A 25,201-nucleotide genomic window follows, 5' to 3' on the forward strand; every position below is an offset into this window, starting at 1 on the left:
GCCCCGAGTCGGTTCAACCGCACCGCCCGCTTATCCACAGCTATGCGCCGGACAGGGCCGATCGTCGCATCGAATAGCCGAAATAGATCAGGCAGGCGGCGCCCAGCCAGACGGCGAAGAGCAGCCAGGTGTCGGCCGGCAGCCCGACGATCAGGTAGAGGCAGAACAGCACGCTCGCGATCGGCAGCGCGGGATAGAGCGGCACGCGATAGCCGCGCGGCAGATCGGGCCGGGCGCGGCGCAGCAGGATGACGCCCAGCGATACGGTGGCGAAGGCGATCAGCGTCCCCATGCTGGTGAGGTTCACCAGCACGTCGAGCGGCACCAGCGCCGCCAGCAGCGCCACGCCGATCGCCACCACCCAGGTATTCTGGCGCGGCACCTGGCTCGCCGGATCGACCCGGCTGAAGAAGGCGGGCAGCAGTCCGTCGCGGCCCATCGCGTAAAGGATACGGGTCTGCCCGTAGAGCACCACCAAAGTCACGCTGAAGATCGAGGCGATGGCGCCAAGCGACAGCAAAACCGCCGGCCACGCCGCGCCGGTGAGGTTGTGGAGGATCACGGCCAACCCCGCCTCCTGCCCGGCAAACGCGGTCCACGGCTGCGCGCCGACCGCGGCGATCGCGACGAGGATATAGGCGGCCGTCACGATCAGCAGCGACAGCACGATCGCCAGCGGCAGGGTGCGGCGCGGGTCCTTCACCTCCTCGCCCGCCGTCGAAACGGCGTCGATGCCAATATAGGAGAAGAAGATCGACGAGGCCGCCGATCCGATCCCGGCGATCCCCAGTGGCGCGAAAGGCTTGAAATTCGCCGCCTTCCCGTGCGCCAGCGCGATCACCACGAACAGCGCCAGCACCGCCAGCTTGGCGACGACCAGCACGGCGTTGGCGGTGGTCGATTCCTTCGCGCCGCGCAGCAGCAGGATCAGGCAGAGCGCGACCAGCAGCACCGCCGGCAGGTTGACGATGCCGCCATGGCCGGGCGGATTGGCGATGGCGTCGGGGATATGCCAACCCATCGTCACCGCGAACAGCTCGTTGAGGTACTGCCCCCAGCCGACCGCGATGGCCGAGGCCGACACGCCATATTCGAGGAGCAGGCAGGCGCCGATGAGGAAGGCCGCCAGCTCGCCCAGCGTCGCATAGGCGTAGGAATAGGACGAGCCCGCCGCCGGCACGCACGAAGCGAGCTCGGCGTAGCAGAGCGCGGTCAGCGCTGCAGTGATGCCTGCGATCACGAACGAGACGATCACCGCCGGCCCGGCTTCCGGCACGGCGGTGGTCAGCGCCACGAAGATGCCTGTGCCGATCGTCGCGCCGACGCCCAGCATGGTGAGCTGGAATAGCCCGATGGTGCGCGCGAGATGACCGTGGCCGTCGTCCGCGCCGGCCTCGATGATCGGCTTGCAGCGCAGGATCGTGGCCAGCGCGCTCCGTCCGGTCATTCTCGCATCTCCGTGGCAGGGTCGCGGACTGTTAGGCGAGTTGGCCACGGCTGGCCACCGCGACCGGCTCAGACCGCCCCGGCGCGCTCCGTCGCATAGGCCTGCGTGCCGCGCGTGATAATCTCGTCATCCGGGGCCAGATCGGCCGGGCCGAGATCGGGCTGCCCCGCAAGCCGTTCGTAGAGCGGCGCGAAGTCGGTCTCGATCGTCTGGCGCAGCAGGTCCTCGAAGCTGTCGATGACGAAATAGACCTGCTGGTAATCGTCGATCCGGTAGCGGGTGCGCATCACCCGTTCCAGATCGAACCGGATACGGTTGGGACTCGGATCATCGAGCGCGAACACGCTCTCGCCGTGGCTGGAGACGATGCCCGATCCGAACAGCCTGATACCGTCACCCTCGCGGACCAGCCCGAATTCCACCGTGTACCAGTAGAGCCGCGCCAGCTTGTCGAGCGATCCGAAGCCCAGCGAGCGCAGCCCGCCCTGCCCGTATGCCTGCATGTAGTCGGCGAACACCGGGTCGGCGAGCATCGGCACGTGGCCGAACACGTCGTGGAAAACGTCCGGCTCCTGCAGGTAATCCAGCTGGTCTCGCCTGCGGATGAAGTTGCCCGCCACGAAGCGGCGGTTGGCGAGGTGATCGAAGAACACATCGTCCGGCACCAGCCCCGGCACCGCCACCACCTGCCAGCCGGTCGCCCGCATCAGGCGCTCGTTGAGCTCGTCATAGTTCGGGATGCCGGGGTTGGAGAGCCGCAGCACATCCAGCCCGCGCAGGAACGCCTCTGCCGCGCGATCCGGCAACTGCTTCGACTGGCGGGCGAAGAGAATGTCCCAGGTTTCGTGATCCTCGGCCGTGTAGGCGGCCCAGTCCTGGGGGATGGTCCAGTCCGGTGCGGCGCCCTGGGGCGGGGATTCTAGAACATGCTCTGCCATGCCTGGAAGGTAACATCTGAAACGGGTTTGGCTAGCCCGCCGCCGCGACGATCGCCGCCCACTCCTCCTCGGTCACCACCCGGATGCCGAGTTCCTGCGCCTTCTTGAGCTTGGAACCGGCATCGGCGCCGGCCACCACCAGATCGGTCGCCTTGGACACCGAGCCCGCCGCCTTGGCGCCCAGCCGCTCGGCCTGCGCCTTGGCCTCGTCGCGCGACATGGTGAGGAGCTTGCCGGTGAACACCACTGTCTTGCCGGATACCTCCGAGGCGATCGTGTCGACGACGAACTCCGGCGGTGCTACCTCCGCCAGCAGATCGTCCCACGCCGCGACATTGTGCGGCTCGTGGAAGAAATCGGCGAGCGCATGGCCGACCGCCGAGCCGACATTCTCGACGCCGATCTTCTCCGCGATCGCCTTGTCCAGCCGGTTGCGGAAGCGGCTGTCGTCCTCGCCCAGCGCGGGCACGGTCGCCTCGCGGAGTGCGATCAGGTCGCCGGCCAGTGCGCGAATATCCGGCAACGTCCGGTAGCGCTTGAGCAGATCGCGCGCGGTGACGATGCCGACGTGGCGGATGCCGAGCCCGAACAGCAGCCGCGCCGCATCGGGTGCGCGCTTGGCCTCGATCGCGGTGAGCAACTTATCGACCGAGATCTCCTTCCAGCCTTCCCGCCCCAGCAGCTCCTCGCGATGTGCGGCGAGGCGGAAGATGTCGGCGGGCTCCTTGATCCAGCCCAGCTCCAGGAATTCGTCGATGCTCTTCTCGCCCAGCCCCTCGATGTCGAGCGCGCCGCGGCTGACGAAGTGGCGCAGCCGCTCGAAGCGCTGCACGGCGCAGATCAGGCCGCCGGTGCAGCGGATATCGACCTCACCCTCCTCACGGACCGCCTCCGATCCGCAGACCGGGCAATGTGTCGGATAGACGAAGGCAGGCCGATCCTCGCCACGGGTCAGCACCTCGACGATCTGCGGGATCACATCACCGGCGCGCTGGACGACGACGCGGTCGCCGGGCCGGGCCCCCAGCCGCTCGATCTCGTCGGCATTGTGGAGCGTCGCGTTCGAGACGACGACGCCTCCCACCGTTACCGGCTCCAGCCGGGCGACCGGGGTGAGCTTGCCGGTGCGGCCGACCTGGATGTCGATGGCGCGCAGCAATGTCTGCGCCTTCTCGGCCGGGAATTTGTGCGCGATCGCCCAACGCGGCGCCCTCGCCACCTGTCCCAGCCGCTGCTGCCAGTCGAGCCGATCGACTTTGTACACCACGCCGTCGATGTCGAACGGCAGGTCGGCACGGCTCGCCTCGATGGCGCGATAGTGGGCCAGCGCGGCTTCGGCCGACGTCACGCGAACGAAGGCTTTGGCGAGCGGCAGGCCGAACCTTTCGATCGCGCGCATCACGTCGGTCTGCGTCTCGCCGGGAACCTCGGACACCTCGCCCCAGCCATGCGCGAGAAAGCGCAGCGGGCGCTCGGCGGTAATCTTGGAATCCTTCTGGCGCAGCGATCCGGCGGCCGCGTTGCGCGGGTTGGCGAACACCCGCTCGCCCGCCAGTTTGTCGTTGAGCGCGGCGAAATCGGCCTTGGCCATATAGACCTCGCCGCGCACCTCGAACACGGCGGGGGCGGCTCCGTGCAGGGTCTGCGGAATATCGGCGATGGTGCGGACGTTGGCCGTCACATCCTCGCCGATCGCACCGTCGCCGCGCGTCGCCGCCTGCACCAGCTTGCCCTTCTCGTAGCGCAGCGAGCAGGACAGGCCGTCGATCTTGGGCTCGGCGGTGAGCGCCACCTCGGCATCCTCGGGCAAAGCGAGGAAGCGGCGGACGCGCGCCACGAACTCCGCGACATCCTCGTCGGCGAAGGCGTTGTCGAGGCTCAGCATCGGCTTGGCGTGCTGCACCTTGGCGAGGTGACCCGAGGGCACCGCGCCGACCAGTTTCGAGGGTGAATCGGCGCGGATCAACGCCGGAAATCGCTCCTCCAGCGCCTTGTTCTCGCGCATCAGCGCATCATAGTCGGCGTCCGAAATCTCGGGCGAGTCCCGATCGTGGTAGAGCCGGTTGTGCCGCGCGATCTCGGCGGCGAGGAACTCAAGGCGGTCGGCGGCTTCGGACTCGGTCGTCATGGCCGCAATTCCTATCCGCCCTCGTTTGTCATTGCGAGCGTAGCGAAGCGATCCAGGGCGGGGCATGTTGATCGTCAGGACGCTTCGCCCCTCGCGAAGACGATCAAGCCGGGAGAAGCAGGCTCCCGTCCCCATAGCTGTAGAAGCGATACTGTGCCGCAATCGCGTGCGCATAGACCGCCTGCATCGTCTCCAGCCCCATCAGCGCCGAGACCAGCATGAACAGTGTGGATTTCGGCAGGTGGAAATTGGTCACCAGCCCGTCGATCGCGCGAAATCGGTAGCCCGGCGTGATGAAGATCGCGGTGTCGCCCTCGAACGGCGCGATCGTGCCATCAGCGCGTGCGGCGCTTTCGAGCAGGCGCAGGCTGGTGGTGCCCGCCGCGATCAGGCGCCCGCCCCGCGCCTTCACCGCGTTGAGACGTTCGGCGGTGGCGGCATCGATGCGGCCCCACTCGGCGTGCATCCGATGGTCGTCGGTATCGTCGGCCTTCACCGGCAGGAAGGTGCCCGCGCCGACATGCAGCGTCAGCGTCTCATGGCCGATCCCGGCCGCCGCCAGCCGCTCCATCAGGCGCGGGGTGAAGTGGAGCGATGCGGTCGGCGCCGCCACCGCGCCGGCTTTCCGCGCGAACATCGTCTGATAATCCTCGGCGTCGCGCGCGTCGGTGGGGCGTTTTCCGGCGAGATAAGGCGGCAGCGGCATCCGCCCCGCCCGCTCCAGCAGCAGCTCGACCGGCTCGTCCCCGTCGAAGCTCAGGCGCCAGCTGCCATCCTCGCCGCGATCCGAGGCGATCGCCGAGACGCCCGCGCCGAAATCGACGCTGTCGCCGTCCCGCAACCGCTTGGCATTGCGGATGAAGGCGCGCCAGTCGCGCGGCCCCTCGCGCTTGTGGAGCGTCGCGCCGATCTTCGCGTCGCCCCGCCGGCCTTCGAGCTGCGCGGGGATCACCCGCGTGTCGTTGAACACCAGGCAGTCGCCCGGCCTGAGCGCGTCGGCGAGATCGAGCATGGTCCGGTCGGCCAGCCCGTCCGGACGCACGACCAGCATCCGCGCCGAATCGCGCGGGGACGCCGGACGGAGGGCGATACGGTCCGCCGGGAGATCGAAATCGAAGAGATCGACGCGCATTCGTGTCTGCGAGCAGCCTTATTGCTGCTGCGGCGTCCCTTGCGGCGGGGTCGACTGGTCCATCGCGCCCGAGGGCAAGGCCGCCGGCGCCTGTGCGGCCGGGGCGGCAGCGGGCAACGGCGGGGGCGGCGTATCGACGTTGGGATCGTCGCCCATGATGGCGCGCACGATCCGCGTCGGATTGGCCGGCGGCTCGCCCTTCTGGATCGCATCGACATATTGCATGCCTGACACGACGCGGCCGAACACCGTATAATGCAGGTCCAGCTTCAGGTTGGGCATGAACATGATGTAGAACTGGCTGTTGGCGCTGTTCGGATCGTTGGCGCGCGCCGCCGCCACCGCGCCGCGCACATGCGGCAGGTCGTTGAACTCGGCCGGGACATCCGGCAGCGTCGATCCGCCCTCGCCGGTGCCCTTGGGATCGCCGCCCTGCGCCATGAAGCCGCTGATCACGCGGTGAAACATCAGGCCGTTGTAGAAACCCTGCTGGGTCAGCGCCTTGATCCGCTCGACCATCTTGGGCGCCTTGTCCGGGCGGAGCTGGATCACCACGCGGCCGCCGTCCGAGAGATCGAGATCCCAGGTGTTCGCGGGCGTGACCGGCGGCGGCAGGAAGGCGGTCAGGTTGGTCGCAGCGACCTGGTCGGCGGCGCGGATGCGCACCTTCTTGGCCTTGTGGTTCTTCGCGTCGGCCGCGCCGCTGAGCACCAGGGCGGTCGTGAGAATGAGGGCGGCAGCGATCTTCATGGGGTAGCCGGGCTCCGGGATGCGGCGGGGTTCATGACATGCACCTAGCTGATGCGGCGGCGCTTTCCTATCGCTGAACGCGAAGCGCTGGATCGCCCTTCACGCCGAGGCGCTGAACGCGTTCCGCCACCTCGGCGGCGACCGTTTCGGGGACGAAGGCATCGATGTCGCCCCCGTACATCGCGATCTCCTTGACGAGGCGTGAGGCGATCGGCTGCAGCGCGACGTCCGCCATCAGGAACACCGTCTCGATCTTGCGATCGAGCTGCTGGTTCATGCCGGCCATCTGATATTCGTACTCGAAGTCCGCGACGGCGCGCAGGCCGCGCACGATCACCGAAGCGCCGCGCGAGCGGGCGAAGTGGATCAGCAGGCTGTCGAAGGACACCACTTCGATCTTCGCCTTGTCCAGCCCAGCCGTCTCGCGGCGGACCATGGCGAGGCGCTCGTCGAGCGTGAACATCGGCGATTTCGAGGGATTCGTGGTGACCCCGATCACCAACTTGTCCACCAGCGCGGTGGCACGGCGGATGATGTCCATGTGGCCCAGCGTGACCGGATCGAACGTGCCCGGATAGATCCCGATGCGCTCGCTCATCGCTCCCCCCTTCAATGATCGCGTTCGACGACGTAGCGCGCGATCGCGCGCAGCAGATCGGCCTCCGCACCGAAGGACGAGAGATGGGCGATCGCCTGATCGACCAGCATCGTCGCCTGGGTGCGTGCCCGCTCGATGCCGAGCAGCGATACGAAGGTCGCCTTGCCGGCATCGGCATCCTTGCCGGTCGCCTTGCCGACCACCTCGGCATCACCCTCGACGTCGAGCAGATCGTCGGCGATCTGGAAGGCGAGGCCGATATCGCGGGCATAGGCGCGCAGGCCGCGGCGCCCTTCCGGCGGCACCCGGCCGAGGATCGCGCCGGCTTCCAGGCAGAAGCTGATCAGCGCGCCGGTCTTGAGCTGCTGAAGGCGCGTGGTGGTGGAAAGATCGAAGGTCGTCTCCTCCGCCACGAGGTCCATCATCTGGCCGCCCGCCATGCCCGCCGGGCCACTCGCCTTGGCCAGTTCCAACGCCAGTTCGGCGCGGACGAAGGGATCGGCATGGGTTTCGGGATCGGCGACGATCTCGAAGGCCAGCGCATGCAGCGCGTCGCCCGCCAGCACCGCGATCGCCTCGTCCCATTGCTTGTGGACGGTGGGCTTGCCGCGGCGAAGGTCGTCGTCGTCCATGCAGGGCATGTCGTCGTGGACGAGACTGTAAACGTGCAGCGCCTCGATCGCGAGGCCGGTGCGCAGCGCGGCCGTGCGGCCTACGTTGAACAGGTTGGCCGAGGCGAAGACCAGCAGAGGGCGCAGCCGCTTGCCGCCACCGATCGCGGCGTGGCGCATGGCTTCATAGAGCACCGCGCGGGGGTCGTCCGGCACGGCCAGCACCTGATCGAACAAATCGTCGATCTCGGCGGCGACCGACTGCATCGCGTCCGCGAGGCTCAGGGAGACGGGGCTCGTCATCGGATCATTCGGCATCGAAGGGCCGCAGGCCGGCGGGCGCGCCGTCGCCGCCCAGCTGGATCTGGTCGATCTTGGCCTGCGCGCTCTTGAGGCGGGCCTCGCACTGCGAGCGCAGCCTGTCGCCCTCCTGATAGAGCCGGATCGAGTTTTCGAGTGACTCTTCGCCGCTCTCCAGCCGGCGGACGATCTCCTCCAGCCGCTTCAGCGCGTCCTCGAAGCTCAGTTCGGCGATTGCGTCGTCTGCCATGGGGCGCTTGTGGTCCGGGGGGAAGGAAGGGTCAAGGGAAAGGCCTGATGCCCAGCGTCACTCTTTCCGTTCGTGCCGAGCGAAGTCGAGGCGCAGCCTCAACAACCAAACCCCGTTCGGCCTCAGCGCAGTCGAAAGCCATGCGCTGTGGCCGCACTTCGACTGCGCTCAGTGCGAACGGAGGCTGCGACTGTCCCTCAACTTCGCTCGGGACGAACGGAAAGAAAGTGACTTGTTCAGCGCTTGAACGGATCGACCACGCCCTCGGGCAACTGGTAGCTCGGGCGCGGCGCCTCTTCCTCGCCATCCGCAGGAACCGCGTCGCCGCCTACCGCCGGGCGGTGCGCCGCGTCGCGCTGGGCGCGCAACTCCTCGATCAGCGCGGCGCGGTCGCCCGAGAGGCGCTCGTCGACCGGCGCCTCGATCCCCGCCGCCTTCGCCGCCTTGGTGATCGCCGCATCCAGCTCGCGCTGCGAGCAGAGGCCGAGCGTCACGGGATCCTTCGGTGTGATGTTGGCGATGTTCCAGTGGCTGCGATCGCGGATCGCGCCGATCGTCGTGCGCGTGGTGCCGATCAGCTTGCCGATCGCGCCATCCGACACTTCCGGGTGGTTGCGGATGATCCAGGCGATGCCATCCGGCTTGTCCTGCCGCTTGGAGACCGGCGTGTAGCGCGGACCCTTCGTGCGGCGCGCCTGCTCCGGCCCCTTGGACATCTGGAGTTTATAGTTCGGGTTCGCCTGGCCCTTCTCGATCTCCTCCTGGGTGATCTCGTGCGCGCGCACGGGATCGCGGCCGGTCAGCTTGGTGCCGGCGGTGTCGTCGGCGATCGCCTGCACCTCGAGGATGTGGAGGCCGCAGAACTCCGCGATCTGCTGGAAGCTCAGCGAGCTGTTGTCGACCAGCCAGGAGGCTGTCGCATGGGGCATGAGGGGCTGGGCCACGGTGGAACCTCTCCGAGCAGATAAAGAAAGGGCCGCCCCAACGCGGGAGCGGCCTGTGCATGGCGGGAATGTAGTGCCTGCCGCGACGTGGGGCAAGCGCTTCCGTACATGCTAAGCCCGACCGCTCGCGCGGAGCGGCCGGGCCAGCGTCACGGTTACTCCGGCGTGCCGGTGCTGACCGTCGTCGTGGTGCGCTCGGCAGTGGTGGTGCCGGTGACCGGACGATGCACGACGCGATGGACGACGTGGTGCACCGGCGTGCTGGTCTTCTCGGTCGTGGTGGTCACGACCGTCGGCGGCTGGTTGCGCATGGCATCCAGATTCTCCTGCGCGGCGGCGGCCGAAGCGGCCGAGGCCTGCGCAGCGGCGCTGGCATTGTCGGCGCGGCTGTTGGCGTCGGCGATGCGCGCCTGCGCGTCGTTCTGCGCGTCGGCGGCATCCTGCTGGGCCTGCTGGGCCTGCGCATTGGCGTCGGCGACGCGCGCCTCGGCCGCCCGACCCTGGGCCTGGTGCGCCGCACCCACCGCCGTGTCGGCCAGTTGGCCGGCATGGATGGCATCGGCGATCGCCTCGTCCTTGTTGCCGTTCGCGAGATTTTCCTTCGCGACGTTCAGCGCGGCCTGCGCGTTGGCGACCATCGCCGGCGTGTTGCCGCTGGCGCCGATCTTGTTGGCCGCATCGATCTTGGCCTGTGCAGCCGAAATCTCGGCATGCGCACGATCGGCTTTCCCCCAGCCGGCATGCGCGGGCACCACGGCGAACGCCAGAAGTGCCGAAACGGAAGCCCCCCGCATATACATACCAAAGCGGGTCATGACCCAATCTCCTAGACCTTGATTGGTCGGACCGCCGAACGAACACTTGGGAGGCGTGGTTCCTTAATTTATGTTGTGTTCAGCTTGTGGGCAAAAAGACGGCAAGGCCAGCGCTGTCAGGCATCGATCGGAATATGGCCGGGAAGCGCGGAAATCCTGTCGATCCAGGTGCGGATCGCGGGGCGCGAGGCGAGATCGAAGCCGCCTTCGTCCGCGACATGGGTGTAGGCGAACAAGGCCACATCGGCGAGCGTGAAGCGATCGGCGACGAAGAAGGCGCGATCGGCAAGGTGCCGTTCCATCAGATCGAGCGCGGCATCGCCGGCAGCACGTTTGCCGGGAAGCTGGGCTTTCTGGAAATCGCTCAGACCGCCTTCCCCGATGAAGGCCAGCCAGAAGCGCAGCGTCGCGACATTGGGCTCGTGATTGTACTGCTCGAAATTCATCCAGCGCAGCATATCGGCGCGATCGAAGCGGTCGTCGGGGATCAGCGAAGAGCCTTCGGCCAGATAGAAACAGGCCGCACCGCTTTCCGGCAGGTAGCGATCGCCGATCTGGAGGACCGGGATGCGGCCGTTGCCGTTGACGGTGCGAAGGAAATCGGGCGTGCGCGTTTCGCCGTTGAGGATGTCGTAATGGCGCCGCCCCAGCGTCACTCCGAGATGGGATGCGACGAGTCGGATCTTGTAGCAATTCCCCGACGGGGCGTATTCGTGCAGCGTCAGCTTTTCCATCGGGGCCTCCCTTTTGCCGGGATCCCGCTAGCGGGCAATCAAGCTGGGAAAAACCGGAAATCCGGCTGACTTCGATAAAGCAGCCTTATCCTTCGACCGTCAGCACGATCTTGCCGACATGATCCCCGCCATCCATGCGCTCGTGGGCCTTGGCCGCCTCCGCCAGCGGGAACGTCGCGTCGATGATCGGCTTGAGCCGCCCCTCCGCCGCATGCGGCCAGACCTCGCGCTTGAGCTCGTCCGCCACCAGCGCCTTGAACGCCAGCTCCCGTGCGCGCAGCGTCGATCCCGTCATCGTCAGGCGGCGGAGCATGATGTCGACCAGGCTCACCGTCGCCTTGGGGCCGCCCTGCACCGCGATGGTGACGTGGCGCCCCTCCGGCGCGAGGCATTGCAGGTTGCGCGGCACATAGTCGCCACCGACCATATCGAGCACGGCCTGCACGCCCTTGCCGCCGGTGATGCGCTTCACCTCCTCGACGAAATCCTGCGTCTTGTAGTTGATCGCGTGCGCCGCGCCGATCTCCAGCGCGCGGGCACATTTGTCGTCCGACCCGCAGGTGACGATCACGACCAGCTCGAACAGCTTGCCCAGCAGGATCGCCATCGTGCCGATCCCCGACGTGCCGCCATGGACCAGCACCGTGTCGCCCTCGATCGCATAGGCGCGCTCGAACAGGTTGCTCCAGACGGTGAACAATGTCTCGGGGATGGCCGCCGCCTCGACCATCGAGATGGCGGGCGGCACCGGCAGGCACTGGCCGGCGGGCGCCGCGCAATATTCGGCATACCCCCCGCCCGCGACCAGAGCGCAGACCTTGCTGCCGATCATCGAGGCATCCGCCCCCTCGCCCGCCGCGACCACCGTACCGGCAATCTCGAGGCCCAGGATCGAAGGCGCGCCGGGCGGCGGCGGATACATGCCCTTGCGCTGCATGACGTCCGGCCGGTTCACCCCGGCCGCCGCAACCTTGACGAGATATTCGCCCGGCCCGGCAACGGGCACCGGCCGCTCGACCGGCGCCAGCACCTCGGGCCCGCCGGCCGCCTCGGGGTCGATCGCCAGCATCGTCTTGGGAAGGTCGGCCAATTTATCCCCCGCTTTCGCGCCGCATCGCGGCAAGCCGTTATTGACAGCAGGCGGCGCAGGGTCAACGATCCATCCATGAGCCCGGAAGACGACCTGCCCCGCCGCGCCGACGATCCCGTCGCCGCGCTGGCACGCCAGGATCTCGATCCGCTTTCCGTCGAAGAGCTTACGGCCCGCGTGACGGCCCTCGAAACCGAGATCGCCCGCACTCGACGAAAGATTGAAGGCGCCGTTAACCATCGCGCAACCGCGGACAGCTTATTCAAGCGATGAGGACAGCCCCCTCCCAGAGCGGCGATCGCACCGAACCCCGCAACGGGGTGGGCATCCTTGATGAAACGGTTTCGCCTTCCGACATAGCGGATACGGCGTTCCGCTTCGTCGGGCCGCCGCTGAGGAGTTGATCTAGATGCCGTCCTTTGCCCGAGAGCTTGAAACCACCCTCCACAACGCGCTGGCCGCCGCCAGCACGCGCAAGCACGAATATGCCACGCTGGAGCATCTCCTCCTCGCCCTGATCGGCGACGAGCATGCCGCGCAGGTGATGTCGGGCTGCGGCGTGGAATTGTCCGAGCTCAAGGATGCCGTGACGCACTATCTCGATACCGAGCTGGATGCGCTCAAGACCGATACCGAAACCGATCCTTCGCCGACGAGCGGCTTCCAGCGCGTGATCCAGCGCGCGATCCTGCACGTCCAGTCCTCGGGTCGCGAGGAGGTGACCGGCGCCAACGTGCTGGTCGCGCTCTTCAGCGAGCGCGAGAGCTACGCCGTCTATTTCCTGCAGCAGCAGGACATGACCCGCCTCGATGCCGTGAGCTTCATCAGCCACGGCGTCGGCAAGGGTGGCCAGCCCACGGAGGCGCGTGAAGTGAAAGGCAACGAGGAAGACAAGCAGCCGAAGGCCGAGCCCAAGCAGAAGGGCGACAGCGCGCTGAAGCAGTTCACCGTCAACCTCAACGAGAAGGCGAAGGAGGGCCGCGTCGATCCGCTGATCGGCCGCCATGCCGAGGTGGATCGCACGATCCAGATCCTCTGCCGCCGTTCCAAGAACAACCCGCTCTACGTGGGCGATCCGGGCGTCGGCAAGACCGCCATCGCCGAAGGTCTCGCGCGCAAGATCATCGAAGGCAATGTGCCCGAGGTGCTCAAGCCCGCCGTGATCTACTCGCTCGACATGGGCGCGCTGCTCGCCGGCACCCGCTATCGCGGCGATTTCGAGGAGCGGCTGAAGCAGGTCGTCTCGGAGTTGGAGAAGCTGCCTCACGCGGTGCTCTTCATCGACGAGATCCACACCGTGATCGGCGCCGGCGCCACCTCGGGCGGCGCGATGGATGCGTCGAACCTGCTCAAGCCCGCGCTGTCCGGCGGCCAGATCCGCTGCATCGGCTCGACCACCTACAAGGAATTCCGCAACCATTTCGAGAAGGACCGGGCGCTGCTCCGGCGCTTCCAGAAGATCGACGTCAACGAGCCTTCGGTCGAGGACACGATCAAGATCATCGCCGGCCTGCGCCCCTCGTTCGAGGCGCACCACCACCTGCGCTACACCACCGACGCGGTGAAGACGGCGGTCGAGCTTTCGGCGCGCTACATCAACGACCGCAAGCTGCCCGACAAGGCGATCGACGTGATCGACGAGGCGGGCGCGATGCAGATGCTGCTGCCCGAAAGCCGCCGCAAGAAGGTGATCGGCCCCAAGGAGATCGAGGCGGTGATCGCCACGATGGCGCGCATTCCCCCGAAATCGGTCTCGGCCGACGACAAGACGGTGCTCGCCAGCCTCGAGACCGATCTCAAGCGCGTCGTGTTCGGGCAGGACAAGGCGATCGAGGTGCTGTCCTCGGCGATCAAGCTCAGCCGCGCCGGTCTGCGCGAGCCGAACAAGCCGATCGGCAACTATCTCTTCTCCGGCCCCACCGGCGTCGGCAAGACGGAGGTGGCGCGCCAGCTCGCCGAGATCCTCGGCATCCCGCTCCAGCGCTTTGACATGTCCGAATATATGGAGCGCCATTCGGTCAGCCGGCTGATCGGCGCGCCTCCGGGCTATGTCGGCTTCGACCAGGGCGGCCTGCTCACCGATGCGGTGGACCAGCAGCCTCACTCGGTCCTGCTGCTCGACGAGATCGAGAAGGCGCACCCGGACCTGTTCAACATCCTCCTGCAGGTGATGGACAACGGCAAGCTCACCGATCACCACGGCAAGACGGTCGATTTCCGCAACACGATCCTGATCATGACCACCAATGCGGGCGCCAGCGACATGGCGCGCGAGACGGTGGGCTTCGGCGCCTCCTCGCGCGAGGATGTGCAGGAAGAGGCGATCAACAAGATGTTCACGCCGGAATTCCGCAACCGCCTCGATGCGGTGGTGCCGTTCGGCTACCTGCCGACCCCGGTGATCGCGCGGGTGGTGGAGAAGTTCATCCTCCAGCTGGAACTGCAGCTGTCGGACCGCAACGTCCATATCGCGCTGGAGGACGACGCCCGCGACTGGCTGACCGAGAAGGGCTACGACAAGCTCTACGGCGCGCGCCCGATGGGCCGCCTGATCCAGGAGAAGATCAAGCAGCCGCTCGCCGAGGAGCTGCTGTTCGGCAAGCTGGTCAACGGCGGCGAGGTCCGCGTGAAGATGAAGGACGAGGCGCTCGCCTTCGAGATCACGCCTGCCGCGCCGAAGGGATCGAAGAAGAAGGCCCCGCCGAAGAAGAAGGCGCCGAGCAAGGCGTAAGCGCTACCCCTGAGCGGGGTGAACGGAGCGGCCGGGCGGTGTGCCCGGCCGTTTTTGAGTCAGCAATAGACTCCCGGGGTATGACGCTCGTTCCACCGCTGCTCAGTTGTTCCTAGCATGCGGCATATATATCACGATCATCCTGATCGGCTCCCGACGCATTGATGGGCGCGAACCGTATCCGCGAACGCTCCAGTCCAATCCCCGTCATCGCTTTGATGATCGCTCGCTCGCGCCGTTTCACGAGCGATATCTGGTGCAAATCTTTGATATCTTCGACAGCCGGATAGACCACCATCCATCCGCCTGCAAAGACGCCATCCTGCAAATTTTCCATCCAAGAAACCAAATTGGCGCGCGTGGTGTCACGGTCGAAGCGAGAGGAATGGGCGGCAAAGCTAAAAACCGGGCCACCTAGGCACATCACTTCACCCGGATAGCCATCAGGAGGTGAGACTGGGATTGGCGCCGCAGCGAGCAAATATAGAGCCAGAGAAAACATTCTTGTCAGTCTTGATGCAATGGGGATGGTGCCGCAGTCGAAGCTGATTGCTGTCCCACCAAGCTCCGCGTCACCCGCACCAGTCCCGGAAAGCTCGCCGTGCCGAGCTGCAGGACGAAGGTGATGTTCCCCGCCTCCGCCCAGCTGCCATAGCCGAGCCGGCCGGCCAGGTGCAGGCCGTCCAGCACCAGATTGACGACGAACAGCCCGGCCAGCACCGCCAGCCATGGCTTGCGCAGCGTGTAGGCGAGCCACCCCGTGCCGAGCGCGAAGAGGATATCGCTGGGCAGTGACCAATCCTCGACGATGCGCATCATCCACAGGATCGTGTTGAGCGCCCAGTAGGCCACCAGCACGCCGGTGCAGCCGGCCGAGGCCAGCCAGTCCTCATTGCTCGCGAACAGCGAGATCATGAAGAACAGCAGCGAGACCAGCGCGAAGACGACGATCTGCGCTTCCGGCTGCATCGCCTGCCCTAGCTGTGCGGGTTGGGCGGCGGCAGGCTGGGGAAAGGCTGGGGCGGCGGCGGCGGCGGCGTCGTCGGAATGCCCCCGCTGTCCGGCTGGACCGTGATACCGGAAACGCTGGCGGATGACGGCTGCCCCGTCAGCAGCAACAGAACGGCGACCAGGCTCATGACGCGCCCCCTTCGTCGAAGCCGCCAAATGGGCGACGCCAGCGATCATATCGCCTCCGAACCCTTCTGTCAGCACGCGAAACGCAGCTTTCGTGGTTAACTGCGCGGACGGATCGATCGCGGCCAACGCGCCGAATCGCTGGCGCCGTCGCGATGCGCGTGCCACGTTAACGAAGATGGTTAACGAAAGGGCGCGCCCGCTCCCTCTCCAGCCCTGTTCCGCGTGCCGTTTCTTCCGCTTTCCAAGGGTCTTCTCGTCGATGCACAGGCCGAAGCGCCCGTTGCTGCTCGCGCTCGTCGCGCTCGGCCTCACCGCCGGCACCGGGGTGCCCGTCGCCATGCGCGAGCAGGGCTATTGGGTGGACAAGCCTTATCCGGCATCCGCGCTCGCCTCGCGCTTCACGCTGAGCGATGCGATGCGACTGCGGCCAGGCCAGTTCCGCTGGGCCGCCTATGACGATCCCGCGCCGGTCAGCATCGCGATCGATCTCACCAACCAGCGGGCGTTCGTGTTCCAGGGTCAGGCGCTGGTCGGCATCGCGGCGATCTCCAGCGGCCGGCGCGGGCACGGCACGCCGACCGGCACCTTCCCGATCCTGGAGAAAGCGCGCTTCCACCGCTCCAACATCTATTCCAGCGCGCCGATGCCGTTCATGCAGCGGCTGACCTGGGGCGGCATCGCGCTCCACGCCGGCTACAATCCCGGCCGCCCCGCCTCGCACGGCTGCATCCGCCTGCCCTATGGCTTCGCGCGGATATTGTTCCAGGCGACGCGGGTGGGCGGCACGGTGGTGGTGATGCGCGCGCCGCCGCTGGCCGCGCCGAGCCCGATCATCGAGGCGCCCGATCTTCAGATGACCGCGGCCGATCCGGCGCATACCGCGCCGCTCTCGCCCGGCCGGCAGATTGCGGTGATGAGCACGGACAAGACGATCGCCTACGTCACGGCGACGATGCTCTAGCCCAGCACCCCGTCGTGCAGCCGGACCACGCGGTCCATGCGCGCCGCAAGGCGCTCGTTGTGGGTGGCGATCAGCGCCGCCGATCCTTCCCCGCGCACCAGCCGCAGGAACTCGACCAGCACGATATCGGCCGTCGCCTCGTCGAGATTGCCGGTCGGCTCGTCGGCCAGCACCAGTGCCGGACGGTTGGCGAGCGCGCGGGCCACGGCCACGCGCTGCTGCTCGCCGCCCGACAACTTGCTCGGCCGGTGATCGAGACGGTGCGAAAGGCCCAGCGTCGTCAGCAGCGATTTCGCCCGCGCGTCCGCCTCGGCGCGGGTGGCGCCGTGGATGATCTGGGGCAGCACCACATTCTCCTCCGCCGTGAAATCGGGGAGCAGGTGGTGGAACTGATAGACGAAGCCCAGGCTGTCGCGCCGCACGCGGGTGCGGCCGTCATTGTCGAGCTGCGCGGCCTCCTCGCCGGCGATGCGGATCGATCCCTCGAAGCCGCCTTCCAGCAGGCCGACCGCCTGCAGCATGGTCGACTTGCCCGATCCCGAGGGGCCGAGCAGCGCGACGATCTCGCCCCGCGCGACGGACAGGTTCACCCCGCGCAGCACATGGATAGTGAGGCCGCCCTGGCTGTAGGCGCGGCGCAGGTCGGTGACGGCAAGCACGTCACTCATAGCGCAACACCTGCACCGGATCGGTGCTCGACGCCTTGAACGCCGGATAGAGTGTCGCGAGAAATGTCAGCACCAAAGTCATCACCACGATCACGATATTGTCGAGCAGATCGGGTTTGGAGGGCAATTCGGTCAGCATCCGGACGGAGGGGTCCCACAGCTGCGCGCCGGTCAGATACTGGATCAGGTCGACCACATTCTGGCGGAAGAACAGGAACACCGTGCCGAGCAGGATGCCCGCGCCGATGCCGAGCACGCCGATCGCCATGCCGATCGTCATGAAGATGCGCAGCATCGCGCCCCGGCTCGCGCCCATCGTGCGCAGGATGGCAATGTCGCGTGTCTTGGCGCGCACCAGCATGATCAGCGAGGAGAGGATGTTGAAGGCGGCGATCAGGATGACGATGCCGAGCACCACGAACATCGTCACCCGCTCCACCTCCAGCGCCTGGAACAGCGCGGAATTCATCTGCCGCCAGTCGACCAGGACGCCGTCCTTGATCACCTTGGGCGCGAGCGGGGCGAGGATCTGCGTCACCTTGTCGGGATCGGTGACGCGCAGCTCGACCATGCCGACGGTGTTGCCCATCAGCAGCAGGTCCTGAGCGTCCTCCATCGGCAGCACGACATAGGCCTTGTCGTAGTCATAGACGCCGATCTCGAAGGTGGCGGCGACACGGTAGCTGACGATGCGCGGTGCGGTACCGAAAGGCGTCGACTGGCCGGCGGGGTTGAGGACCGAGATATAGTCGCCCACCGTCACGCCGAGTGACTCCGCCAGGCCCGTGCCGATCGCGACATTGCTCGAACCCGGCGTCACATCCGCAAGATTGCCGGCCTTGACGTGGGACTGGATGGTCTGGCGGAGATCGGCGAGGCGCATCCCGCGCAACAGGATCGGCTCGGCCCTGCCTTCCACCTGCGCGAAGAGCGGCTGCTCGATCAATGGAATGGCGGATGTGACACCGGGGGTGGCCTTCGCCTCGTCCGCGATCGCCTGCCAGTCGGTGATGTTGCGGCCCGAATAGCCCTGCACCACGGCGTGGCCGTTGAGGCCGACGATCTTGTCGAACAATTCGGCGCGGAAACCGTTCATCACGCTCATCACGACGATGAGCGCGGCCACGCCAAGCGCGACGGCCGCGAGGCTGATCGAGGCGACGAGGAAGATGAACGCCTCGCCCCGCCCCGGCAGCAGATAGCGCCGGGCGACCATCCGCTCGGTACGGCCGAGGATCAAGCGCTCACCTTCGCCAGCGCGTCCTCGATCGAGAGCTCTTCCTTCTCGCCGGTCGCGCGGCGCTTCAGCTCCACCACTCCCTTGGCCAGCCCCTTGGGGCCGATGACGATCTGCCAGGGGATGCCGATCAGGTCCATCGTGGCGAACTTGGCGCCGCCGCGCTCGTCGCGGTCGTCGTACAGCGTCTCGACGCCCGCCGCCTGCAGCTTGGCGTAGAGGTCGTCCGCCGCCGCGGTGCAGGCCTCGTCATCCACCCGCATGTTGATGATGCCGACCTTGTACGGGGCCACCGCGTCCGGCCAGATGATGCCGTTGTCGTCGTGGCTCGCCTCGATGATCGCGCCCATCAGGCGCGAGACGCCGATGCCGTAGCTGCCCATGTGCGGGATCACCTCGGCGCCGTCCGGCCCCTGCACGCGCAGGTTCATCGGCTTCGAATATTTCTCGCCGAAGTAGAAGATGTGCCCGACCTCGACACCGCGCGACTGGCGCAGGGCATCGCCCGCCGCTGCCTCGGCCGCCTCGTCGCGCTTCTCGTCGGTAGCGGCGTAATCGGCGGTGTAGGTAGAGACGATCGATTGCAGCCCGGCGACATCGTCGAAATCCACCGACGACAGTTCCGCCGGCTTCTCCCAGTTCGAATGGTAGAACACCTCGCTCTCGCCGGTCGGCGCCAGCACGATGAACTCGTGGCTGAGATCTCCACCGATCGGGCCGGTGTCCGCCTGCATCGGAATGGCGCGCAGGCCCATCCGCGCGAAGGTGTTGAGATACGCCACGAACATCCGGTTGTAGCTGTGGCGCGCGCCGGCCTCGTCGATATCGAAGCTGTAGGCGTCCTTCATCAGGAACTCGCGGCCGCGCATCACGCCGAAGCGGGGGCGCACCTCGTCGCGGAACTTCCACTGGATATGGTAGAGCGTGCGCGGCAGGTCGCGATAGCTGCGTGCCGAATCCCGGAAGATGGCGGTGATCATCTCCTCGTTGGTGGGGCCGTAAAGCATCTCGCGGTCGTGGCGGTCGGTGATGCGCAGCATCTCGGGGCCGTAGGCATCGTAGCGGCCCGATTCGCGCCAGAGGTCGGCGGATTGCAGCGTCGGCATCAGCAGTTCGATGGCGCCGGCGCGATCCTGCTCCTCGCGGACGATCTGCGCGATCTTCTGGAGCACCCGCTGCCCCAGCGGCAGCCAGGCGTAGATGCCGGCGGCGGTCTGGCGCACCAGCCCGGCGCGGAGCATCAGCTTGTGGCTGACGATCTGCGCGTCGGACGGCGATTCCTTGAGGACGGGCAGGAAATGGCGGGAAAGGCGCATCGGTCTCTCTGGCCGCGGGATGCGGCGGCCTCGAGGCTCTATGCGGGGAGCGCCCGCGAGGCAACCTCGCGGCTATGTTGCGGAATCGTCACAGAGTTAATTCATTCGCCTGCACGATTGTTCAAGGCCGGTGACAAGGCGACATTTTCGGCAGTAAGCAAGCGGCACGAACACAGGCAACGCCATGGTTCGGGGAGGGCGAAGGCCCCGCGGTCCTTTCTGAGGGGGGAGGACCAGCGAGCGGGCCGGAGCCAACAAAAAGGGGGCTGACGAGCATTCGTCACGCGGGACGCCCGGGCCGACTGGTCCGGGCGTTTCGATTCGGACCTCTTGGGATTTCAATACGTTTCTGTGGCGAGGAGATTGTCCATGGCCACCCGCCCGCCCGAAGCCGACCCCAGCCTGCCGATCGACGTGCCTGTGCCGGAGCCGGTCGATCCGCCCGTGCCCTCGCCCACCGATCCGACTGCGCCGGGCGTCGATCCCGGCCAACCGCCGCTACCCGGCAATCATCCGACACCGGACGGGCGCTAACTTCGCGCTAACCGGATCGGGCGCAGAAGCGGCGACATGCTGCCGATCAAGACCCGATCCGTGTTCAAGAGCCGCTGGGTCGCGCTGCTGTGGGCGGGCGGCATCCTGTGGACCGCGGCCGATTTCGCCGGCGGCGAGCCGCACCGCGCCACGGGCGCCGCCGCCAGCGCGCAGGACAATGCCGATGCGGCGGCCGACGCCGCCGACGTGCAGGCGGCGGTCAACGCGCTGGACGGGATCAAGTAGAAATCCGTTCGGGCTGAGCCTGTCGAAGCCCTGCCCTTCTTCTTTTCAGCGTCGAGAAAAGAAGGGCAGCCCTTCGACGAGCTCAGGGCGAACGGAATCGGTGATCACACCAACCGGCTCTGCTTCAGCGCCGCCTCGATGAAGCTGGCGAACAGCGGGTGCGGATCGAACGGTTTGCTCTTCAGCTCCGGGTGGAACTGCACGCCGACGAACCAGGGATGATCAGGCCGCTCGACGATCTCGGGCAGCTCGCCGTCGGGCGACATGCCGGAAAAGACCAGCCCGCCCTTCTCCAGCGCATCCTTGTAGTGGACGTTCACCTCGTAGCGGTGGCGATGGCGCTCGGAGATGTCGGTCGAGCCGTAGATCGACGACACATGGCTGTTCCCCGCCAGCTTCGCCTCATAGGCCCCCAGCCGCATCGTTCCGCCGAGATCGCCGCCTTCCTCGCGCTTCTGCAGGCCCGCCTCGGTCATCCACTCGGTGATCAGGCCGACCACGGGCTCCTCGGTCGGGCCGAATTCGGTGGTGGAGGCCTTCGCGATTCCCGCCGTGTTCCGCGCGCCCTCGATGCAGGCCATCTGCATGCCGAGGCAGATGCCGAAATAGGGCACGCCCCGTTCGCGGGCGAATCGCACGCTGGCGATCTTGCCCTCGGAGCCGCGCTCGCCGAAGCCGCCCGGCACCAGGATCGCGTGCATCGGCTCGAGCGCGGGGGCGATGTCCGCCTCCGGTCCCTCGAACAACTCGGCATCCAGCCAGCGGATGTTGACCTTCACCCGGTTGGCGATGCCGCCGTGGACGAGCGCCTCGTGCAGCGACTTATAGGCATCCTTCATGCCGGTATATTTGCCGACGACGCCGATCGTCACCTCGCCCTCGGGATTGGCGAGGCGATCCTCAATGTCGGCCCAGCGACGCAGATCGGGCGCGTTGCTGTCCGGATCGATGTCGAAGGCGCGCAAAACCTCGGCGTCCAGCCCTTCCGCATGATATTGCTGCGGCACGCCGTAGATCGATTGGGCGTCCAGGGCGGGGATCACCGCCTCCGGCCGCACGTTGCAGAACAGCGCGATCTTGGCGCGCTCACCCTGCGGCAGCGGCTGCTCGCAGCGGCAGACCAGCACGTCGGGCTGGATGCCGAGCGCGGTCAGGTCGCGGACGGAATGCTGGGTCGGCTTGGTCTTCAGCTCGCCGGCCGCCGCGATGTAGGGCACCAGCGTCAGGTGCACGAAGATCGCGTTGCCGCGGCCGAGATCGTTCTTGAGCTGGCGGATCGCCTCCATGAAAGGCAGCGATTCGATGTCGCCCACCGTGCCGCCGATCTCGCACAGCACGAAATCGAGGTCGTCGGTGTCGGCGCGGGCGAAGGCCTTGATCGCGTCGGTGACGTGCGGAATCACCTGCACCGTGGCGCCGAGATAGTCGCCCCTGCGCTCCTTGGCGATGATCGTCTGGTAGATGCGCCCGGACGTCACATTGTCGCTCTGGCGACCCGGAACGCCGGTGAAGCGCTCGTAATGGCCGAGATCGAGATCGGTTTCCGCGCCGTCGTCGGTCACGAAGACCTCGCCGTGCTGATAGGGCGACATCGTGCCCGGATCGACGTTCAGATAGGGATCGAACTTGCGGATGCGCACGCGATAACCGCGTGCCTGCAACAGAGCCGCGAGGCTCGCCGCCATGAGACCCTTGCCGAGCGAGGAGACCACGCCGCCGGTGATGAAGATGAACCGCGCCATGGGAGTCGGGCCTTAGCGGGACGAATCGAGGAAGGGCAAGACTGGGACTCCTGTCACGCGCACAAAGGAACGCCCGCGCCGGGCGGCGCGGGCGGGACATTCACGGAAATCTGTGGATTATTGCGGCGTCGCGCCGTTCGAGGCGGGCGCCGTCGCCGGGGCAGGAATGTTGAGCGTCGGCACCGCAGGCTTGGGTGCGGGGGTCGCGGCGGGGGCCACGGTCGCCGGCTTGTTGGCGATCGAGATGTTGCCGATGCCGCCGAGCGCCTTGTCGGCCCTGGAGGTGTCGATCTTCTTGATCTCGGGCGCGGGCGCGGCCTTGCGCATCGCGTCGGCCTGCGCTCGGAGCTGGGCGGCCTGCTCCTTGGCGGTGAGCGCGGGCGCCTGCTGGTTGGCCGTCGGCAGGCCGGCGGCAGCGGGCTGGAGCGCCTGCTGGGTCGCGGCGTCGGGCGCGGGCGCGACCGGCTGGCCCGCCATCGGGATGCCCGGCAGCGGCGAGTTGCCGGTCTGGCCCGGCGCGGTGATCGGGCCGATCGGGCCGGTCGTCGCGGCATTGGCGTCGATCTTGGTGGCGCCGCCGTTGCGCGAGGCGAGCGCGGCGATCACGAACGCCATGATCACGAACAAGGTCGCCAGGATCGAGGTGGCGCGGGTGAGGAAATCGGCCGCGCCGCGCGCGGTCATCAGCCCGGCGGGGCCGCCGCCCATGCCGAGCCCGCCGCCTTCCGACTTCTGCATCAGGATCACGCCGACGAGCATGGCCGCGATGATCGCGTGGACGACGAGCAGGAAGGTAATCATCGGGCGGACAGTCTCTCGCGCATGTATATGGGCGCCCGGCCCCAAGGTCCGGACGACAAGCGCCGCCCTCTAGCGTGTGCGGCGGATGGTGGCAATGGAGGGGATGCGCAGCAGCGGGACATCGTTCCCCCTCCCTTTCAAGGAAGGGCTAAGAAGGGTGTAGGATTTCCGGACACACCTCTCCCCTCGATATCGACGGGGGACGGCCGGTGGTCTCGCGATCGCCTTCGCCTCGCGAGGGGGTGGCGCGTGAGGGACGGCGCGCATTCGGCCGTGTGCTGCGCCGGGCGGGTTCGGGTGGTCGTGGCGGGGAAGCTTCGCTGGGGATGCCGCGCCGATCACGACGGCCCTGGTGGGAGGGACGACAACCACCGACCGCCCCTCCGGGCCGCCATGGCTTCGCGCCACCGCCCGAAGGGATGCACCGCGCGCTGATCAGGAGCGCGGCACTCGGTCCGAGGGCTAGACGATCCGGCTCGAAATGTCAAGAACAAATTGAGAACAAACGCCAGAACGACCCATGGTCGGCTATCGCCCCACAAGGCGACGTAGAGCGCGCTGAGCGAGTTTCCCGTTACTTTCCCAAAAACGATAGGTCGCGCCAGCCGTATGCATCTTCGATGAGAGTCGCGTCTGGCTTCTCGTCGATCTTTTCGTCCACGATGATGCCGCCCAGTTTTTCATAGAAAGCTCGCGCCGGGGTGTTTTGGCGTAGCACCCACAAACACGCAGCGGTGTGCCCAACAGCGGCTAGCTCGTTCGACATCGCAGCTATTATTGATCGCCCGATGCCGCGCCCCTGATGCGAGCGAAGCACATAGATCGCGCTGAACTCGCCGCTGAAACCCTTGCCCGTCAAGATATCTTCTCGCTGCTGCCCGCAGGAACCAAAGCCTACAACACGCCCATTATCTTCGGCGACGAAGACGGCAGCACACCCGAACTCATTCGGTGAGCCAATGATTTTGCTCCACATCGCTGCTCTTGCATCGACGGATAGCCCCGCCAACATCTCGTCAGGAAGAATGCCGGTGTATGTTTCGTGCCACGAGGCGACGTGCAGAGCGCCAAGCGCTGCGGCGTCTAACTGGTTAGCCCTACGAAGCGTCACATTGGCCATAGATTTCTCGGGTCTAGGGACAGCTATCCCAGCATGGCAATTGCAAACCTGTCGGGCAAGAATCCACCCCTCCCGTCATTGCGAGCGTAGCGAAGCAATCCATGGTGCGGCCTATGGATCGCCACGCCGCTTCGCGGCTCGCGATGACACTCCCTCCGAAGAAAGCGGCCGTCACCGGCGTCACCCCCTACCCCGCCGCCGCCTCGATGATCGGCACGAACGCCGCCGCGGTCAGGCTGGCGCCGCCGATCAGGCCGCCGTCGACGTTGGGCACCGCCAGCAGGTCGGCGGCGTTCGCGGCGTTCATCGATCCGCCGTAGAGGATGCGCACCGCCTCGGCACGATCCGCGCCCAGCAGGTCGGAGAGCACGGCGCGCACCTCCAGGTGCATGACGCGCACGTCCTCCAGCGAAGGGATGCGCCCGGTGCCGATCGCCCAGACTGGCTCGTAGGCGACCACCAGCACGTCGCCGCCCGCCACCGGCACCGATCCGCGCAGTTGCGCCGAGACCACCGCTTCCGCCTCGCCCGCCTCGCGCTGCTCTTCCGTCTCGCCGACGCAGACGATGGCGGTGAGGCCGGCGGCGATCGCGGCCTCCGCCTTGGCCTTCACCTGCGCGTCGGTCTCGCCCTGCGCGGCGCGGCGTTCCGAATGGCCGACGATGACGAGCCTCGCCCCCGCCTCCGCCAGCATCCCCGCCGACACGCAGCCGGTATGCGCACCCTTCGGCGCCGAATGGCAATCCTGCGCGCCGATCGGGAGCGTGGGCGTGCGGGCGGCGGCGCGCTCGATCAGGGTGAAGGGCGGGCAGATCGCGACATCGACGCCCGGCGCGGCCCCAGCGGCGGCGGCGATGCCGTCCAGCTCGGCGAGGCTCTCGCGGCTGCCGTTCATCTTCCAATTGCCCGCGATCAGCCGCCTGCGCATCGATATCCCCCGAAAATGTCCTGTATCGGACAAGAAGTCC

The 25,201-nt window shown here is 67.1% G+C and carries 25 protein-coding genes and 1 pseudogene; 5 read left to right on the forward strand and 21 right to left on the reverse strand.

Annotated features, from left to right (window positions below; all coding sequences use genetic code 11):
- Positions 1-40: 40 nt before the first annotated feature.
- The 12 genes from HZF05_RS19965 to HZF05_RS20020 all read right to left on the reverse strand — a co-directional run bounded on the left by HZF05_RS19965 (position 41) and on the right by HZF05_RS20020 (position 11,716).
- On the reverse strand, positions 41-1,447 hold the full coding sequence (locus HZF05_RS19965; protein WP_160364223.1) for an APC family permease: 1,407 nt from the start codon (positions 1,445-1,447) through the stop codon (positions 41-43).
- Positions 1,448-1,515: 68 nt separating this feature from the next.
- Positions 1,516-2,385: a phenylalanine 4-monooxygenase gene (phhA, locus tag HZF05_RS19970; protein WP_160364224.1), complete on the reverse strand. Its 870-nt coding sequence runs from the start codon at positions 2,383-2,385 to the stop codon at positions 1,516-1,518.
- Between the two features lie 31 nt (positions 2,386-2,416).
- Positions 2,417-4,513: an NAD-dependent DNA ligase LigA gene (gene ligA, locus HZF05_RS19975; protein ID WP_160364225.1), complete on the reverse strand. Its 2,097-nt coding sequence runs from the start codon at positions 4,511-4,513 to the stop codon at positions 2,417-2,419.
- 103 nt (positions 4,514-4,616) lie between these two features.
- Complete coding sequence (gene queA, locus HZF05_RS19980) at positions 4,617-5,645, reverse strand: tRNA preQ1(34) S-adenosylmethionine ribosyltransferase-isomerase QueA (protein ID WP_160364226.1); 1,029 nt, start codon at positions 5,643-5,645, stop codon at positions 4,617-4,619.
- Between the two features lie 18 nt (positions 5,646-5,663).
- Positions 5,664-6,395 (reverse strand): peptidylprolyl isomerase, encoded by a 732-nt coding sequence (locus HZF05_RS19985; protein WP_160364227.1) that lies wholly within the window; start codon positions 6,393-6,395, stop codon positions 5,664-5,666.
- Positions 6,396-6,462: 67 nt separating this feature from the next.
- Positions 6,463-6,993, reverse strand: coding sequence for a pantetheine-phosphate adenylyltransferase (coaD, locus tag HZF05_RS19990; protein WP_160364228.1), 531 nt, complete (start codon positions 6,991-6,993; stop codon positions 6,463-6,465).
- An 11-nt stretch (positions 6,994-7,004) separates the two neighbouring features.
- Positions 7,005-7,907: a polyprenyl synthetase family protein gene (locus HZF05_RS19995; protein WP_181638928.1), complete on the reverse strand. Its 903-nt coding sequence runs from the start codon at positions 7,905-7,907 to the stop codon at positions 7,005-7,007.
- Between the two features lie 4 nt (positions 7,908-7,911).
- On the reverse strand, positions 7,912-8,154 hold the full coding sequence (locus HZF05_RS20000) for an exodeoxyribonuclease VII small subunit (protein WP_160364230.1): 243 nt from the start codon (positions 8,152-8,154) through the stop codon (positions 7,912-7,914).
- 236 nt (positions 8,155-8,390) lie between these two features.
- Positions 8,391-9,083 carry a DUF1013 domain-containing protein gene (locus HZF05_RS20005; protein WP_160364545.1) on the reverse strand — a complete coding sequence of 231 codons (693 nt, stop codon included), beginning with the start codon at positions 9,081-9,083 and terminating at the stop codon, positions 8,391-8,393.
- A gap of 170 nt (positions 9,084-9,253) precedes the next feature.
- Positions 9,254-9,913, reverse strand: a complete 660-nt coding sequence (locus HZF05_RS20010) for a hypothetical protein (protein ID WP_246332102.1) — start codon at positions 9,911-9,913, stop codon at positions 9,254-9,256.
- Positions 9,914-10,029: 116 nt separating this feature from the next.
- Positions 10,030-10,647 carry a glutathione S-transferase family protein gene (locus tag HZF05_RS20015; RefSeq protein WP_160364231.1) on the reverse strand — a complete coding sequence of 206 codons (618 nt, stop codon included), beginning with the start codon at positions 10,645-10,647 and terminating at the stop codon, positions 10,030-10,032.
- A gap of 85 nt (positions 10,648-10,732) precedes the next feature.
- Positions 10,733-11,716 carry an NAD(P)H-quinone oxidoreductase gene (locus HZF05_RS20020; protein ID WP_160364547.1) on the reverse strand — a complete coding sequence of 328 codons (984 nt, stop codon included), beginning with the start codon at positions 11,714-11,716 and terminating at the stop codon, positions 10,733-10,735.
- Between the two features lie 96 nt (positions 11,717-11,812).
- Here HZF05_RS20020 and HZF05_RS20025 point away from each other — a divergent pair, with 96 nt between their 5' ends.
- Both HZF05_RS20025 and clpA read left to right on the forward strand, forming a co-directional pair.
- A complete protein-coding gene (locus HZF05_RS20025) occupies positions 11,813-12,010 on the forward strand; it encodes a DUF1192 domain-containing protein (RefSeq protein WP_160364232.1) in 198 nt (65 codons plus the stop codon).
- A 136-nt stretch (positions 12,011-12,146) separates the two neighbouring features.
- Positions 12,147-14,468, forward strand: coding sequence for an ATP-dependent Clp protease ATP-binding subunit ClpA (gene clpA, locus HZF05_RS20030; protein WP_160364233.1), 2,322 nt, complete (start codon positions 12,147-12,149; stop codon positions 14,466-14,468).
- A gap of 112 nt (positions 14,469-14,580) precedes the next feature.
- Here the strand turns inward: clpA and HZF05_RS20035 are convergent, their stop codons facing one another.
- Together HZF05_RS20035 and HZF05_RS20040 are read right to left on the reverse strand one after the other, a co-directional pair.
- Complete coding sequence (locus tag HZF05_RS20035; RefSeq protein WP_160364234.1) at positions 14,581-14,970, reverse strand: hypothetical protein; 390 nt, start codon at positions 14,968-14,970, stop codon at positions 14,581-14,583.
- A gap of 5 nt (positions 14,971-14,975) precedes the next feature.
- Entirely contained in the window at positions 14,976-15,734 is a 759-nt protein-coding gene (locus HZF05_RS20040) for a hypothetical protein (RefSeq protein ID WP_160364235.1), read from the reverse strand.
- Positions 15,735-15,867: 133 nt separating this feature from the next.
- Here HZF05_RS20040 and HZF05_RS20045 point away from each other — a divergent pair, with 133 nt between their 5' ends.
- Positions 15,868-16,569, forward strand: a complete 702-nt coding sequence (locus tag HZF05_RS20045) for a L,D-transpeptidase family protein (RefSeq protein WP_246332103.1) — start codon at positions 15,868-15,870, stop codon at positions 16,567-16,569.
- On the opposite strand, the gene HZF05_RS20050 is transcribed toward HZF05_RS20045, so the two are convergent.
- The 3 genes from HZF05_RS20050 to proS are packed head-to-tail and all read right to left on the reverse strand — an operon-like array spanning position 16,566 to position 19,790.
- The gene (locus HZF05_RS20050) at positions 16,566-17,237 is read right to left on the reverse strand and encodes an ABC transporter ATP-binding protein (RefSeq protein ID WP_160364236.1); all 672 of its coding nucleotides are present in this window, start codon (positions 17,235-17,237) and stop codon (positions 16,566-16,568) included. The two genes, HZF05_RS20045 and HZF05_RS20050, sit on opposite strands and share 4 nt — an antisense overlap.
- Positions 17,230-18,477 (reverse strand): lipoprotein-releasing ABC transporter permease subunit, encoded by a 1,248-nt coding sequence (locus HZF05_RS20055; RefSeq protein WP_160364237.1) that lies wholly within the window; start codon positions 18,475-18,477, stop codon positions 17,230-17,232. Before HZF05_RS20055 ends, HZF05_RS20050 begins: the two co-directional genes overlap by 8 nt.
- Entirely contained in the window at positions 18,474-19,790 is a 1,317-nt protein-coding gene (gene proS / locus HZF05_RS20060; protein ID WP_160364238.1) for a proline--tRNA ligase, read from the reverse strand. The genes HZF05_RS20055 and proS overlap by 4 nt, the downstream gene beginning before the upstream one ends.
- A 369-nt stretch (positions 19,791-20,159) precedes the next feature.
- Here proS and HZF05_RS20065 point away from each other — a divergent pair, with 369 nt between their 5' ends.
- Together HZF05_RS20065 and HZF05_RS20070 are read left to right on the forward strand one after the other, a co-directional pair.
- Positions 20,160-20,324 carry a hypothetical protein gene (locus HZF05_RS20065; protein WP_160364239.1) on the forward strand — a complete coding sequence of 55 codons (165 nt, stop codon included), beginning with the start codon at positions 20,160-20,162 and terminating at the stop codon, positions 20,322-20,324.
- 36 nt (positions 20,325-20,360) lie between these two features.
- On the forward strand, positions 20,361-20,570 hold the full coding sequence (locus tag HZF05_RS20070; protein WP_160364240.1) for a hypothetical protein: 210 nt from the start codon (positions 20,361-20,363) through the stop codon (positions 20,568-20,570).
- A gap of 104 nt (positions 20,571-20,674) precedes the next feature.
- Here HZF05_RS20070 and pyrG read toward each other — a convergent pair whose 3' ends face one another.
- From pyrG to tpiA, 4 genes and pseudogenes are all read right to left on the reverse strand, one after another.
- Positions 20,675-22,312 carry a CTP synthase gene (gene pyrG / locus HZF05_RS20075; RefSeq protein ID WP_160364241.1) on the reverse strand — a complete coding sequence of 546 codons (1,638 nt, stop codon included), beginning with the start codon at positions 22,310-22,312 and terminating at the stop codon, positions 20,675-20,677.
- A gap of 617 nt (positions 22,313-22,929) precedes the next feature.
- A pseudogene (secG, locus tag HZF05_RS21675) lies at positions 22,930-23,113 on the reverse strand (preprotein translocase subunit SecG); the annotation flags it as partial.
- 574 nt (positions 23,114-23,687) lie between these two features.
- Positions 23,688-24,233, reverse strand: a complete 546-nt coding sequence (locus tag HZF05_RS20085) for a GNAT family N-acetyltransferase (protein WP_160364243.1) — start codon at positions 24,231-24,233, stop codon at positions 23,688-23,690.
- A 187-nt stretch (positions 24,234-24,420) separates the two neighbouring features.
- Complete coding sequence (tpiA, locus tag HZF05_RS20090; RefSeq protein ID WP_160364244.1) at positions 24,421-25,161, reverse strand: triose-phosphate isomerase; 741 nt, start codon at positions 25,159-25,161, stop codon at positions 24,421-24,423.
- Between the last annotated feature and the right edge of the window lie 40 nt (positions 25,162-25,201).

The sequence above is a fragment of the Sphingomonas chungangi genome, from assembly GCF_013778325.1.
Taxonomy (GTDB): Bacteria; Pseudomonadota; Alphaproteobacteria; order Sphingomonadales; family Sphingomonadaceae; genus Solisphingomonas; species Solisphingomonas chungangi.

Excerpts from the sequence above, each read along its gene's own strand:
- HZF05_RS19965 (WP_160364223.1), bottom strand. The coding sequence starts at position 1,447 with ATGACCGGACGGAGCGCGCTGGCCACGATCCTGCGCTGCAAGCCGATC.
- phhA (WP_160364224.1), bottom strand. The coding sequence starts at position 2,385 with ATGGCAGAGCATGTTCTAGAATCCCCGCCCCAGGGCGCCGCACCGGAC.
- ligA (WP_160364225.1), bottom strand. The coding sequence starts at position 4,513 with ATGACGACCGAGTCCGAAGCCGCCGACCGCCTTGAGTTCCTCGCCGCC.
- queA (WP_160364226.1), bottom strand. The coding sequence starts at position 5,645 with ATGCGCGTCGATCTCTTCGATTTCGATCTCCCGGCGGACCGTATCGCC.
- HZF05_RS19985 (WP_160364227.1), bottom strand. The coding sequence starts at position 6,395 with ATGAAGATCGCTGCCGCCCTCATTCTCACGACCGCCCTGGTGCTCAGC.
- coaD (WP_160364228.1), bottom strand. The coding sequence starts at position 6,993 with ATGAGCGAGCGCATCGGGATCTATCCGGGCACGTTCGATCCGGTCACG.
- HZF05_RS19995 (WP_181638928.1), bottom strand. The coding sequence starts at position 7,907 with ATGACGAGCCCCGTCTCCCTGAGCCTCGCGGACGCGATGCAGTCGGTC.
- HZF05_RS20000 (WP_160364230.1), bottom strand. The coding sequence starts at position 8,154 with ATGGCAGACGACGCAATCGCCGAACTGAGCTTCGAGGACGCGCTGAAG.
- HZF05_RS20005 (WP_160364545.1), bottom strand. The coding sequence starts at position 9,083 with ATGCCCCATGCGACAGCCTCCTGGCTGGTCGACAACAGCTCGCTGAGC.
- HZF05_RS20010 (WP_246332102.1), bottom strand. The coding sequence starts at position 9,913 with ATGACCCGCTTTGGTATGTATATGCGGGGGGCTTCCGTTTCGGCACTT.
- HZF05_RS20015 (WP_160364231.1), bottom strand. The coding sequence starts at position 10,647 with ATGGAAAAGCTGACGCTGCACGAATACGCCCCGTCGGGGAATTGCTAC.
- HZF05_RS20020 (WP_160364547.1), bottom strand. The coding sequence starts at position 11,716 with ATGCTGGCGATCGACCCCGAGGCGGCCGGCGGGCCCGAGGTGCTGGCG.
- HZF05_RS20025 (WP_160364232.1), top strand. The coding sequence starts at position 11,813 with ATGAGCCCGGAAGACGACCTGCCCCGCCGCGCCGACGATCCCGTCGCC.
- clpA (WP_160364233.1), top strand. The coding sequence starts at position 12,147 with ATGCCGTCCTTTGCCCGAGAGCTTGAAACCACCCTCCACAACGCGCTG.
- HZF05_RS20035 (WP_160364234.1), bottom strand. The coding sequence starts at position 14,970 with ATGTTTTCTCTGGCTCTATATTTGCTCGCTGCGGCGCCAATCCCAGTC.
- HZF05_RS20045 (WP_246332103.1), top strand. The coding sequence starts at position 15,868 with ATGCACAGGCCGAAGCGCCCGTTGCTGCTCGCGCTCGTCGCGCTCGGC.
- HZF05_RS20050 (WP_160364236.1), bottom strand. The coding sequence starts at position 17,237 with ATGAGTGACGTGCTTGCCGTCACCGACCTGCGCCGCGCCTACAGCCAG.
- proS (WP_160364238.1), bottom strand. The coding sequence starts at position 19,790 with ATGCGCCTTTCCCGCCATTTCCTGCCCGTCCTCAAGGAATCGCCGTCC.
- HZF05_RS20065 (WP_160364239.1), top strand. The coding sequence starts at position 20,160 with ATGGCCACCCGCCCGCCCGAAGCCGACCCCAGCCTGCCGATCGACGTG.
- HZF05_RS20070 (WP_160364240.1), top strand. The coding sequence starts at position 20,361 with ATGCTGCCGATCAAGACCCGATCCGTGTTCAAGAGCCGCTGGGTCGCG.
- pyrG (WP_160364241.1), bottom strand. The coding sequence starts at position 22,312 with ATGGCGCGGTTCATCTTCATCACCGGCGGCGTGGTCTCCTCGCTCGGC.
- HZF05_RS20085 (WP_160364243.1), bottom strand. The coding sequence starts at position 24,233 with ATGGCCAATGTGACGCTTCGTAGGGCTAACCAGTTAGACGCCGCAGCG.
- tpiA (WP_160364244.1), bottom strand. The coding sequence starts at position 25,161 with ATGCGCAGGCGGCTGATCGCGGGCAATTGGAAGATGAACGGCAGCCGC.